The sequence below is a fragment of the Vibrio sp. VGrn 2 genome (assembly GCF_009361695.1).
Classification (GTDB): Bacteria; Pseudomonadota; Gammaproteobacteria; order Enterobacterales; family Vibrionaceae; genus Vibrio; species Vibrio diabolicus.
Genome location: NZ_RBWD01000003.1, coordinates 125,434 through 138,798, shown reverse-complemented (window position 1 = coordinate 138,798; position 13,365 = coordinate 125,434). Strand labels below are relative to the sequence as shown.

General features: G+C 41.3%; 10 protein-coding genes. 9 read left to right on the top strand and 1 reads right to left on the bottom strand.

Annotated features, from left to right (window positions below):
• Window positions 1–80 precede the first annotated feature (80 nt).
• From gmtY to D8S93_RS07040, 8 genes are all read left to right on the top strand, one after another.
• Window positions 81–1,538 carry a gamma-mobile-trio recombinase GmtY gene (gmtY, locus tag D8S93_RS07080; RefSeq protein ID WP_029865152.1) on the top strand — a complete coding sequence of 486 codons (1,458 nt, stop codon included), beginning with the start codon at window positions 81–83 and terminating at the stop codon, window positions 1,536–1,538.
• The gene (locus D8S93_RS07075) at window positions 1,538–4,216 is read left to right on the top strand and encodes an integrase family protein (RefSeq protein WP_152812627.1); all 2,679 of its coding nucleotides are present in this window, start codon (window positions 1,538–1,540) and stop codon (window positions 4,214–4,216) included. Before gmtY ends, D8S93_RS07075 begins: the two co-directional genes overlap by 1 nt.
• The gene (gene gmtX, locus D8S93_RS07070; RefSeq protein WP_025768886.1) at window positions 4,216–4,893 is read left to right on the top strand and encodes a gamma-mobile-trio protein GmtX; all 678 of its coding nucleotides are present in this window, start codon (window positions 4,216–4,218) and stop codon (window positions 4,891–4,893) included. The genes D8S93_RS07075 and gmtX overlap by 1 nt, the downstream gene beginning before the upstream one ends.
• A 375-nt stretch (window positions 4,894–5,268) precedes the next feature.
• Window positions 5,269–5,781 carry a hypothetical protein gene (locus D8S93_RS07060; protein ID WP_025768885.1) on the top strand — a complete coding sequence of 171 codons (513 nt, stop codon included), beginning with the start codon at window positions 5,269–5,271 and terminating at the stop codon, window positions 5,779–5,781.
• Between the two features lie 95 nt (window positions 5,782–5,876).
• Window positions 5,877–6,203, top strand: coding sequence for a hypothetical protein (locus D8S93_RS07055; RefSeq protein ID WP_152812625.1), 327 nt, complete (start codon window positions 5,877–5,879; stop codon window positions 6,201–6,203).
• A gap of 576 nt (window positions 6,204–6,779) precedes the next feature.
• Window positions 6,780–9,023 carry a DUF2971 domain-containing protein gene (locus tag D8S93_RS25345; protein WP_152812623.1) on the top strand — a complete coding sequence of 748 codons (2,244 nt, stop codon included), beginning with the start codon at window positions 6,780–6,782 and terminating at the stop codon, window positions 9,021–9,023.
• A 386-nt stretch (window positions 9,024–9,409) separates the two neighbouring features.
• On the top strand, window positions 9,410–10,342 hold the full coding sequence (locus D8S93_RS07045) for a hypothetical protein (protein WP_152812621.1): 933 nt from the start codon (window positions 9,410–9,412) through the stop codon (window positions 10,340–10,342).
• Window positions 10,332–10,760: a hypothetical protein gene (locus D8S93_RS07040; protein ID WP_005378559.1), complete on the top strand. Its 429-nt coding sequence runs from the start codon at window positions 10,332–10,334 to the stop codon at window positions 10,758–10,760. The genes D8S93_RS07045 and D8S93_RS07040 overlap by 11 nt, the downstream gene beginning before the upstream one ends.
• 465 nt (window positions 10,761–11,225) lie before the next feature.
• On the opposite strand, the gene D8S93_RS07035 is transcribed toward D8S93_RS07040, so the two are convergent.
• Complete coding sequence (locus D8S93_RS07035; protein ID WP_047010162.1) at window positions 11,226–11,765, bottom strand: DUF3332 domain-containing protein; 540 nt, start codon at window positions 11,763–11,765, stop codon at window positions 11,226–11,228.
• 329 nt (window positions 11,766–12,094) lie between these two features.
• Here D8S93_RS07035 and D8S93_RS07030 point away from each other — a divergent pair, with 329 nt between their 5' ends.
• Entirely contained in the window at window positions 12,095–13,162 is a 1,068-nt protein-coding gene (locus D8S93_RS07030; RefSeq protein WP_005391426.1) for a succinylglutamate desuccinylase/aspartoacylase family protein, read from the top strand.
• Window positions 13,163–13,365 lie beyond the last annotated feature (203 nt).

Sequence of the window (13,365 nt, the reverse complement as noted above, 5' to 3'; positions counted from 1 at the left end):
AAATCTGCCTTTTTATTGCACAATCTAAATTATAGGAATACAGTAAATTATATGTATACTGTGTATGGAAAAAGCATAATTTGTCATCAGTAAAAGTCAGAGCGACGATTGTAGAAGACAATACGGGCATCAAAAGCCAACTGTCTATCTTGGTAACAGAGCAAGGAGAGTTAAGTACAGTCACAGACTACCTACTCAAGCTAGAAGCGGACGGGGTGAGTAACTCTGTCATGGATGGATTTATTCAAGCTGTATCCTTGTTGCTGGATTATATGGAAGCAAATAGAGGATTGTTTGACGATCCGGAGTTGCTCTTTCAGACCTTTTCTAAGCGGCTATACACAGGAACGATTGGTGAAGATGGACTTGATCCATCAAGTTTGTATTGGGTGCCAAGTTCAACCAGTAACGTGAATAAGCACATTCACCGACTGACGGCATTCACTGATTGGCTGTCAGACAAGCAAGGCTCGGCACCTATGAATCCTTTGCGCGATGCCACACCTCATGAGCAGCGATTAAATTACGCTGCATGGTATAGAAAAAACCAAAATGATTTCCTCGGCCATATCGAAGATAAAACCGTCAATAAAACCATCCGTAAGGCGCGAACCATTAAGGGACGCATACCACTCACCAAAACCGAAGATGATGCTATCGCCTTTCCTGAAAAGCATTGGGAAGACTTTTATATAAATGGCATTGGTGGCGCGAGCGACCCACGAGTGGCTCTCAGGGATAAGTTAATACTCATGCTTATGCACGGTGGCGGGCTACGCGAAAGTGAGGCTTTAACGCTCTGGGTCACAGATGTGTTTGAAGCCCCCTATAAACCGGATAGCGCTATCGTTCGAATTTACGATGAAATCGACGGTAAAGCGCCAAGTGATCTTGAAGTGCGTTCTAAAAATCAGAATAGAGAAACATACTTAAAAGAAAAGTATGCGCGTATCCCTCGAATACGAATGAAAGGTACTGCTCATCTTGGTAGGAAATGGCGTTTGCCTGACCATAAAGATAAGTACATACAGGTTCAATGGTTTCCCACCGACTATGGCAGAGTGTTTATGTCACTGTGGAAAACCTATCAAAAGTACCGTGCTAGCATCGAATGCCATCACCCTTATGCGTTTATTGCGTTTCATCACAGCGCGTTAGGCAATCCTTACACCATAAACGCTTTCCATGATAACTACGCCAACGGCTTGAAGCGCATTGGTTTAGAGCCGAGCAAGGCAGAAGGCTTAGATCCACATGGGCACCGACATAATTACGGCAGACGGTTAGAGCGTTCAGGTCTGAACCCTTTGGTGATTCGCCGCTGTATGCACCACAAGTCTTTGGACTCACAAATCCCCTACACAGGAAAAGGTCAGCAGGAAATCTCTGACGAACTGACCCAAGCGACGTTGCAACTGGCAAACCCTGAATCCAAAGTCAAAGCGCTCGACTGGAAAACTCTGATTGAGAATGGTTTTGATGACGTCGACCCGCAGGGCTACTTCACTGGCAAGCATCCAAAATTGAGAGGTAAATAATGTCGAGTAGAGGCAAAAAACATGACGGACGCGCATCGGATTTAACCTTCTCTTGGATGTTGACCACACTTGGTGCCGAATGGCAACAATGGCAGGAACTGGCGGCTGAGTGGATGGCATCACAAACATCTGGTGTCGATGACAAGCGGAAGGCGTTAAGCCGCTTCTTTGAGTCTTATATTGCTGAATATGCACCCTATGCCATCGGCAATATAGATTTGTTTTTTAAGGGCTACCATGGACATAAGTGCTCTAGCGAAGAGTTGGAAAAACTGGTTAAAAAAACGCAAAACAGCCCCGCTTTCATCTATAAAGGCGTGAACTATCCTTATGAATTCATCGACTTTGTTATTGAAAAAGTGTTCTCCGAAGAAGATGATAATGGCAACCTTACTTTCTTAGTTCAAAACCCGCTCAATAAAATTAAAGTACAATTTAATACTGCGGAAACCGTACGTAACCCTTTGCCGTATCGCTATATTCAGGACTTGCGCCAAATCCTTTGTCCGTTACCTGATAAAACCGAACTTGCGGTCATTGAGAAAAATCTCAAGGACGATGATTCCTTTCTCTCAGCTTATTACTATCGCCATTTTAAGCACTGGACTTGGGCGCAGCATCAGACAGGACATGGTTCTCTAGGCGGTGACTGGTTTGAAGTCGAGCCTGAACTGATTGATAAATCCGACCCTGACTGTGTGTGGCGTAGCAAAGAGGTTTTACGCAAACCCAAGGGAGACAAAGCAGCAGTGCCTACCGTTATTCACCAAATCTGGTCGCCTGTAAAAGCGATGGTGATTTTTATGAAGCTCCATCTCCCTCTACGTACCTATCAGGTACGTATGCTAGACAGTGGAGAGGCCGATACGTGGCGATACGAAAATGGTCAATGGGTAGTGAATACCCAACATGATTTTGTTCTTGGAAGTGAAAAGCGCCCTTTTGGGAAAGGTGTTTTCCGCCGCATACATGACACCATGACAGGGCTGTATTCAACAGGGTTGTATATCAACACCAACAAGACCGCTGACCAGAACAAAGATGAACTGGAACGTGGTTACATCATCCCTTGGCAGAACGAAGAGATGCTGTACTGGCTGGAAAAACTGCGTAACTGGCAAGAAAAATACAACCCGATTGTAAAGCCTACCGACTGCACTGCATTATTGAAAAAGCACACTGTCAATAAAAAATCGGACAAACAACTAGAGAGCATGGGCGAAATTGCTTTTTTGTTTCGTGATGCTTCAGCAAAGGGTGAGGATAAGCACAAACCTATCAGTGCCACCGCAACAGCTCCTTTTTGGTATCAACTTCTCCTTGAGTTAGAAAACCAACTTGCAGAGCAAGGTAATACACTTGAAAATGGCAAACGTTTAAAACTGGTTGTGGATTACCCGGAAGGTAAGAGTAAAGGGGATATGAGTGCCACACTCTTTCCTTTGCACAGTTTGCGTGTCTCACTCATCACGGCTTATACGATGGATTCACAACTGCCATTGCCCGTGATTTCTAAGCTATTGGCAGGGCATACGCGCCTGTTGATGACTATCTACTATAACAAAATCACCCCATCGGTGATGGCAGAAAAAATGGATGAAGCGCATGGAGAGCTAGACGAAAAATCCAAGCAATCGGTACGCAATTTCCTCAAAGATGCCTCGATGGAGCAAATACAATGCAAGATGGTGTATCACAACGATGATAGCATTCAGGCGGCGCTGGTTAACCGTAACCCGATAGGTTGGGAGGAGCGCTCGTGTGGGATGTGTCTGGTTGGTGGCAACACCGTTAAATCAAATGAAGCCAGTACCCTTGGAGGTTGTTGGAACGGTGGCGAGTTGATAAGAGATGCCAAATCTGCCACACATCGCATTTATTCTAGCGTACCTCACGGCCCTGAAAACTGCTCTCGCTGCCGCTGGTTTATTACCGAAGCACGTTACCTTCCTGCACTCAATGCCTGCTTCAATCAACTGAGCTACAAAGCGCATCAGGCCGCGAGCCTATCTGTTGAGATTGAAGGTAAACTGGAAGCTCTCAAAGACGAACAGTTCTTTTGTGAGGAGCAAGGCAAGTTGTTTATCAAGTACGATGAACTGCAAGCCCTACAGCGCCGCTATGAAAAACAGCAAGTCGAAGCTGATGAATACGCCAAAGACTGGATTGCGTGCTTTGAGCTTATCAATAAAGTAATTCGTGTCGAAGAAACCAGAAATGAAGATGACGCCAAAGATAAGCTGATTGCGGTTGGCTCTGAGCAAGATGTAAGTCATGCCCTGAGGTTTATCGAAACCGACTCAGAGTTACTGCACTTATCACTGCTGTGTGATAACGCTGAGTTTTACCCTGACTTACAGGACGAGCTGCGTAAAACCCCCGCGATAGAAAAGCGCTCTCGTCAACTTAGCCGTGTGCTGATGAAAAAAGGCTTTGAGCCGATTTTTATGGAAATGGACGACAAACAGCAACTCATCGCTGCCAATGCCATGTTGCGTCAAATGGCGAAAATTGCTGACCCTGATGACAAACTTGAAGGCTACCGCAAGGTGGCGAACTACATCGAAGCGGGAGAATACCTGAACGATAACAAGCTGTTATCTCAGGGTATTCATGCACTGACTGATAAAACCATTCACCTAGATGGCATCGCACTACCGAACTTATTGGAGGGCTAATGGAACTCGATATTGATGTTATTCTGGCTGACTTAAAAGAAGGCAAGGTGCCTCGCACGCAGCACAACCTCGATAAGCTCAACGACACACTGAAAGCCTATGCGGAATCAGGTCAGCGTGACTTCTCCATCACGCAAATTGGACGGGTGTCAGCCGAAAATGGCGGATTGGCGTATGAGGCTTTGCGTGCCACCCGTAACAAGCACTACCGAACACTCATCGAAGCATGGGCAGCGAAGTGCAATACCAATACCAAAAAACCACTATCCAACACCTCACGCTCTAAATCAATCCCTGCGGATAATAAACTGTTAGAGCGCATCCCAGACCCTGCGGTTCGCGCCTTATTCGGTCAAATCATTGCCGAACGTAACCGCTACCGCAAAGAGGTCAATTTGCTCAAGCAACACGCCAATATTACCATCGACAAACGCCCTGTACGCCAGTTTGATACCACCGCAGAAGTGAGCGTGGAAGTGCTGCCATCTCTATCAGGCGTACTCACCGAATCAGAGAAAAAAGCCTTAGCGTATGCCATTTCTGATGAATGTATGGAAAAAAACGACTGGCAATATACTCAGGCGGGGCAAGTAAAAGACATGGAATACAACAGCGAAGTATTCCCTAGGGGCTTTGTCACAGGGCTGCGCAAGCTACTGGGTGAGGTAGATGACTAATGGCAAGTGGGCAGCCGAAATGAACTCACTTAGTTAGTTCATTTCGGCTTGTATCTCAGGCTCAAGAAGCAAAGTCTCTCGCTGAATTTCACGGTCTTGAAATCGTTGTCCACCCCACTTCGAATTTGGCTTTCGCACTCAAATCCATCAAAAAAACATTGAGTACAAGGGCGTTTTTAGTAGTCTGGTGGCAACAATAAAGTCCGAACATGCAATTACATAACAAGCAATTTAAGCAGCCCCTCAACGTGTGGCATTTTTACTATGCGTTGGTTTTAGTGTTTAAGGTGGTATGTTGCAACTTCGGTATTGCGTTGCTCACACCTTAACAGGGTGTTAGTTTGCATATTTCAGTGTGGTGAGAGAGAAAATATTATGTATGACACAGACCCTCATTATTGTGTTAGCCAAAAGTTTAGCGACATAATTTTAGAAGAGTTCATTGAGCCAAACAGTCGAGACTTATCTAAACATCGCATTTCACAAATAAGTCTAAAAGGGGATAAACGACTTTACAATATCTCTCTATTAACATGCGACGGCTTTACATCTGATGCTGCTTTTGATTTACAGCAGTCACAAGGTGAGCAAGTTGAGTTTAGCCAAACTTTCAACTTTGAGGTGCGAGAAATAATCATTAGCTGTATTGGCCTTGACGAAGAGATATCGATCTCAACTGCTGAGTGTGGGGAAGATTTTATTACTTCACAATTCAGTACAGAGCAGTTTATCTCGTTGTTAAGGTTTGGATTCAATCTAGTATTCTCCAAACTACAAGAAAGTAATTCAGAAGTAATACGGGCCCGCTCAAGTTGGTATGGCGATGAACATCCGTCTTCGCCAGGTGGGTTTGCTTTTTTTATTCCCAGAAAAAAAGAAGAAAATTAAGCGATAAATAAACCCCTTGGGTACAACTGAGAACAAAATAACAAACTTATCAAGAGGGATTCGCAACGCGGCGTTATGTGCTTGGAGGAAATAATATGCAAAAGAAGCAAATTGCAAAATACATATTATTTTTCCTTGGTATTGGAATTGTTATAGCTGTTGGCTTTGATCAGCTGTTCTTTCGAGGAAAGCTTATAGAGACTCATCACGGCGTGGTTCTATCTTCGTGGGATAACACTAATGCTCCTGATAAAAGCCGAAGCATCCACATTTATAGAGCAGCCGTAAAGTTAGAGCATGGGGAGGTTGTTCAGGTTATTTGCAAGTCGATCTGTATTGAGGGCAAGGTGGTTATTGTTGAACAGTACAAGCCATTGTTTGGCAGCTACAGCAGCTATTACAGTTCATTATTGGCTCCGTAAAAATGTAACTACACGCATAACAAACGTCTAAGGCTTCAAGATACTTTTTCTAATCCAAGTCTCGCACATTAGAACCCATACTCTAACGTGCTTTTGTCCAAAGGCTTCTCAGCGGTGATCATCGCTAGCAATGTTTTGGTTAACGTTAATACTCAGAGCAGCTCAATATCCTGAGTTTTGACGTACATAAACTAATGGATAAACCAAAGGCTTATTAGGGGGGGGGGGGGGGCATTGCCCAATTAGTAAAAATTTTATCTTACTAATGTAATGCGAGATATCGTTCGGATATGTGAATGATAACCTCTTAAAACTAAACAAGTTTACGAAATTTCTGTAAGCTAGAAGTTACTTTGTAAACGGGCTTTGTTGCGTAAAAGAATTATTAACTACCGTTCATCTCTATTTATCAAATGTTAGGCTGCTTATCCCTTACCTGACGGTTTAGACAATCAACAGGCCAAGAGGATAGTTCTGTTCGATAGAGCTAAACAGGTCATTCACTATTACGCAACAAAGCCTTGTAGACATACCATGTATCTTAAAGGTTCAGTTTAATAGAATGCGGAATGTATTGTGGATGATAAAGAACTTATAAAGTTAATTAAAAATAAAAGATTTTCAAAGTTGTCATTTTTAGAGGATAAAGATCTACTTAAAGAGAATGAATACTATTATGGCTTTCTTTATTTTACGTTAGATGCTAGAGAGGAGTCTAACGAAGAACTATTAAGTGAAATTGTGCAGATTAAAGGCAGTTTATCGAGCGCCTATGAATATCTTGGAACTGTAGCAAAAAAACTTTTTTATGAATTTGATGAGAGCTATGTATCAGCATCTTTCTTTAGATTGTCCATTATGCACGACAAGGATAACACAAATGCTTGGTGGGAATTATTTTGTGTAGAAAGGAATCCAAGGCATTTACTCGAATCATTAAAGATTGATTATAAGAATAAAAGCTTTGAAGACATCAGTCATAAAATCGGTCGCGCTAGATATATTTTTTCTGACAATGCTGACTTTACAGAAAACGAATGGGAATTGTTTTTTGAAATCCTTATAGATGATAGGCTTAAAAGGGGTGAATCAATTACTAATTTTTTGATTGTTGTTTATTATCACTTAAGTCGTTACGAAGATGGAGTAAAACTGATAAAAGAACTCGATAATGTGGATGTCGATATTATTAAGAAGTATAGAGATTTAGGTAAGATTGATAATGAATTGGCAATATCTAAAGTATACGATTTTGATCTTGATAAATTACTAAAAAAAGATTATGAAAGAATATATGAGGAATACATAAAAAGAAACACAAAAGATAAACGAAGAATAACCAAATTGGGGCTTGTTTCAAAAGCATTTGAAGCAAAAAGATATAATGATGTAATAGCGATATACCAAGAGGAATGGGAGGATGACCAGTTTTCACAACATGAAGTCGGTCTAAGGTTATATTACTTAATTTCTCAGTTATACCTAAATGAACCTCTGGATGAAAAGGTTTATGATTTTGTACTCAAAAAGGCAAGTAACGATATTTTATTCAAGTTTTTCGAATGTAAGAAAATTATTTTTGATTTAAAAGGTAGATTAAAAGTTAATGATAAAATTGATTTTCCGTTAGCAATATGGCGTGACTATCAAAAGGTTGAAAAGATACTTGAAGATCCAGATGTAATTAATCATTACTTGTATGTCGAAATTTATGACGAGTTAACTTCCCTAGAAGAGGAGTGGGATAAAAGTTATTTTAAAAATAAGTTGAATTCTATAAATTCAGAACTCAAAAGCAAAGAATTTTCTTTCGGAAATTTTGAAAGCTTTTGTCATTATGGTATCGAAAATGGTCATTATGTCGAAGTTTTTGATAGAGTGGTCAATTTTCATAATGATAATATACCTACCATCACTACCCAAAATGTGTTGGGCGTTTGTTGTGAAAGAAGAGGAATGTATCAAGAGGCATTTCAATATTACGAGAAAGCAGTAAAAATAATGGAAGCTCATAACGACTTTAGTTATGTCGTTATATCGAACTATTTAAATGCATCAAAACTATCAGGCAATGAGTTGTCAAAAAAAGTTTATTACCATTGGCGTGATATGTTTAACATATCACTTGTTAATTCATTTAAGTGGGATAGATTTCTAACTTCTGGAAAAGGAAGTCTCTATAAGTATTCACCATTCAACTTGAATACGTTAGATTCACTGGTTAACCAGTATTTTTATCTACCTGAGAAAAATCAATTAAATGACCCAATTGAAATGCCAGCCATTTCGAAAATCGGCTCAGAGCATTTAATAGATTCAGATTATAGGGTATGTTCTTTTTCAAAGAATAAAAACTCCATGCTGATGTGGTCTCACTATACTGAAAATCATCAAGGTATCATGGTAGAGTATCAGTTCGGATCAGGTATTCCAAATGCCTGTGGTATTGGTAGCGTAAAGTATACGAATGGCGAAAAACGTAAGATAGAGCAAGATAAGTACATATTTAACCAATATTTACTTACTAAGAATAAGGAATGGTCATACGAGGAAGAAGTAAGGTTAATTTCGTATAAGCTTGATAAAGTCTATTATTCAAGCTACGAGTATCCAAACCCTGATAGAAGTAAGCTCAACGCTAGAATTGCTAGTATTACGTTAGGATGTAATTTCCCGCCTTCAAAATTACAATTAATAACGAATCTAGTAGCAAGTATGAATGAGAAAAGGACAGAATATGAGACCAAAATTAAACTGAAACAAGCTCGGATATCAGAAAATAACATGTTTGGCCTTGAGTACGTTCCAATTGAAATTTAAGTGATACTTTGTAGCATGTAAAGGAAATGGGATCAGGTCTTGTGTTTTCTAGCTAGATTTTGGCTGCCTCATTTAATCCGATTTTTACTTAGTTAGCAAGATCACTAACTCACTTCTATCTAACAACGTGTCAGTAGTTTCGGCTGACACGTCTCTGCCCCAAAACTCACTAGACCAAACACTCTACAAGATCTGTTTCGTTCATTTTATCCTACAAAAAGTTATTCGATAGAATGCAACTCAACACGATTGAGTCTACATTATACTTATTTAGCCTGTCAGATAGCCTATTTGATTGGTTAAATCATCAGATTGTCTTCTTGTGGATGATAAATGCCTGAAAATATTGTTATTATCGTTTTTATTTATCAGTAAAATCGACTTCCATGAGATATGAATCCGCTCCTGTAGCTCCAAAAGAAAGACAAGAAACAACTAGACAGCGAGCAGCTCGCCAACGTAAAGAGCGTCAGGAAGAGTTGAGGTATACCGCGAGCGATGAAAAGCGATGGGCAGAAATTAGAGAGAGGGTTCTTAGAGATAGACAAGAGGCTGGATTAGGTCAAATCTCTCAAGGTTTAAAAACGCCTCAAATCCTAAGCGATTCTATCGGGCTACAGTGTTCACTTGACGATGAAATGGCGAAGAATCATCAGCATGTACTTATTACTGATTTAGAAGATGCGCACAAGATGTTGCATAACGTTTGGCTAGATTCTGGTAAAGACGTTGCAGCTCTTGCAGCGAGTATTAATACAGCAAAATCATGGTTCAACCACACAGAGCCGATGTTTGACGCCGCGTCTATTGCTAAGCAATTCGGGGATATGAACATTAAGGCGGATCTTGTTGAGAGCAGAGGAAGAATCTTTGTCGCATTCAATGGGACAGATCAGAACGGGAAAGTACTCAAACATGCGTTAGTGAATGGCTCTCGTATCAACATGAACGGAAAAAAATACCCGCTTAATTCATTTAAAGCAATGCAAACTGGTTTTAGCCCGAAATCTAGGGTTGCAAACTTTAAAGGTGCAGGAGTTTTAACGTTTGTTGTATCGGCGAGTATTGCTACTAGTGACCTAGTGTTCAAAGATGATTACCACCTAGTGGATTGGTTTGGGAATGTTGGCTCTGACATGTTCAAATTTATGCTCCAAAGCGCAGTTGGTGAAGCCGCATTGTTTGCTGCTGCTGTCTTAGGTCAACCGATAATTATCGGTGCAATTGCTGTAACAGCGACATATCTTCTAATTGAATGGGCTTGGGGCGAATACAAAATTTCTCAAACGATAGTTGAAAGGTTAGAAAGTGCGATATAAAACTAAAATCCGTTTGGCTGGCTTATTTTTTGTTTCACTAATGCTGTTGTGTTGGTTTTATCCTTCTTATGGCGTTTATTTGGATTACCTTGAGCTATTGAATCGAGCCGATACTGTGCAAGTTTCCGTTATTACCTTGTGGGTTCCTGTTGGTGTTTTTGGGGCTTTAGTGTGTGTGCTTTTTATGACACCTAAAGCATTGCTATATGGGAAGAAGATTAATGAACTTTATTCTCAAAGAGCTATGCAGTTAGCTAACAAAATTAGTATTTATTTTGCATTGGCAGGCGTGGCATTTGCTGCTGGCTGGACATATCACTCTATCGACTTGTTAGAAAAATATGGGTACGTATACAGCCGAGATTTAACAAAAATCACTCCAACAGGAGTGCACTTGATGTACGTTAAAGCTCGATGATTGAACTTAACGGCACTTAATCCGAACCCAGCCAATACTTTTCTGGTGCGATGTTGCTCATCGCACTAGCCCTTCACAACAACTTTGCAATACCTGTGATTATTCGTAGCTTTCTAAATTAGAGAAGGCACTGACAAGGCTTTGTCCAGAAACGTGTTTCATCGAGTGAGCAAGAAAAATTATAAATGCCTAGTGAGCAGTGCGAGCGTAAGGAGTGGCTTTATTATTTTACTACCATTCCCCTTAAATACCCTTTTGGCAAGGTGATGGTTTCACGTAGTGAGGCCATCACCTTGCTAAGCCTTCAGGGATAAAAAAGCGTACACACCAATATACATAGTATGTACGCCTTTCATATTGAAAAGAAGCATTGCCAGTAAAGGGCTACCACTCACTCTTTCATAAATAGACATGGTTTTTACTGTATACTTAGCGCTGCACCCTTTTTTGTTTGGCTGGACCAATTTACACGCGATTTTGCGTATAAGCAGCTAGCTCATCCATTGAAGTTTGTGCAACGACCTCGCCATCAATGTAGTAAGTGACAAACTCACCATCGCGCACACCCATGAGTGTCGCCTTCTCGCCGTTATTGTAAGTAATATCCATTTGAACAGTATTCTCATCGATTTGCTGCATTCGACCCTGCTCAATAACACGGTTATTCGCTAACGGTGCAATTGGCGCCGTCGTTAACGATTTATCTAACTGGTGGTTTACATCAATGTAAGTATCCATCTTTGTATCGAAGATATGTGGCTTACCATTTAAAGGGTTCTTACCCGTCCAAAACTCTAGAGAGTTAAATACGATGTAGTCCGCTGCGATTGCGACACCATAAACAGGTGCTAAAAGCATGTTTAGACCACCTCGAGCGTAACGGTTATCTACAGCTTTCAAGTTAAACCCCATGACATAACCTGTCACGGCATTACTGCCAACGCAACCTGAAAGTGAAACTGCTACAGCAGTCAATGCACCAATTTTAGCAATTGCCTTTTTCATCAAAACCTCTAGTTAGAAATGTTAGACCTCAAATTCGGCGCGGATATTATCGGATAAAAAGTAGGGTTAAAAGTCCGTTTTTTTGTCCCTCATTATCAGTATTATTTTTAATACAGTCACATTTTTTAAGCCTATGATTGCTCTTCCTTCTGTACCTCTCGTTATGTATTAAACTGATAGAAAAGATCATATTGAAAACAAAAACTTCACACATGCTGAGGTTTCGCGCATGACGATTAAAGTAATTTGTCGTGTCCTTAATGAGAATGATTAGTGCGATTTTGCAGCAATTGTTACATTGCTGATAACGCATTTGACAGAGATGGTTTATGGCCAGAAGTAAAAAAAGCAAAGTGTTCGAGCTCTTAGGGCATCAAATACAACCAGGACAACGATTAGAGATCGAATTTGAAGCAGCGAAGCTATACACACATTCGCCTTTATCTATTCCCGTGGAAATCATCCATGGGAAACAAGAAGGGCCTGTGTTAATGGTGAATGCTGCTATCCATGGTGATGAGCTTAATGGCGTAGAAATCGTTCGTCAGATCATTAACCAACTGGATCCACAAAAACTGAAAGGCACTGTCATTGCAGTACCTATCGTTAACGTTTTTGGTTTCATCCATAAATCACGGTACTTGCCCGATCGACGAGATCTCAACCGTTGTTTTCCTGGCAGTGAAAAAGGCGCGCTTGCATCTCGAATGGCACACGGGTTCTTTAACAACATTGCCAAGCGTTGTGACTACATCTTGGATCTGCACACCGGAGCCATTCACCGCACGAACCTGCCACAGATTCGCGCAAACTTAAGCAACCCAGAAACTCTGCGTATTGCTCAGGCGTTTGCGACGCCAGTGATTGTTGATTCAGCATTGCGTGATGGCTCTTTACGCAGTGAAGCAGAAAAATGTGATATCCCCGTGCTAACCTACGAGGCTGGCGAAGCATTGCGTTTTGATCCACTTTCGATCAGCGCTGGTGTACTCGGGGTTCGGCGCGTAATGCAAGCCATTGGTATGTTGCGTGCGAGCAGGAAAAAGCTGCCAGAGCCTATCATAGCGAAGTCCACCAGCTGGGTTCGTGCGTCAGGTAACGGTATTTTGCGTACTGTCGTTAATCTGGGAGACAAAGTGGAACAGGGTGAAACGCTCGCCTATATCAGCTCTCCTCTTGGACATGATGAGGTAGAGCTCAAAGCGCCAAAGCGTGGCTTGGTGATCGGTCAACAAACTTTGCCACTGGTTAATGAAGGCGATGCGATCTTCCACCTTGCTTACTTCAACCAAGGTGATGATTCGGTAGAACAAGCCGTTGAAAGTTACATTGAAGGACTGACCGAGTTCGATGTCGAGCCACTGACTACCGGACAGATCCCGTTAGAAACTCAGTAATTCCTACCAAGTACGCACTTGATTAGCTCGAAATGAGCAACAGTGCTCGCACCATTTTGTTTAAAAGCCAATGAGCTCAGCGTCCATGATGCTGGGCTTTTTGTTTTCTGTAAGCTAACGATACTCATCGTAGTTTCCACGAATGGATAAAAAACTTTACAAGCCATCGCAAAAACACATTTGATAATTAATCTCATTATCAT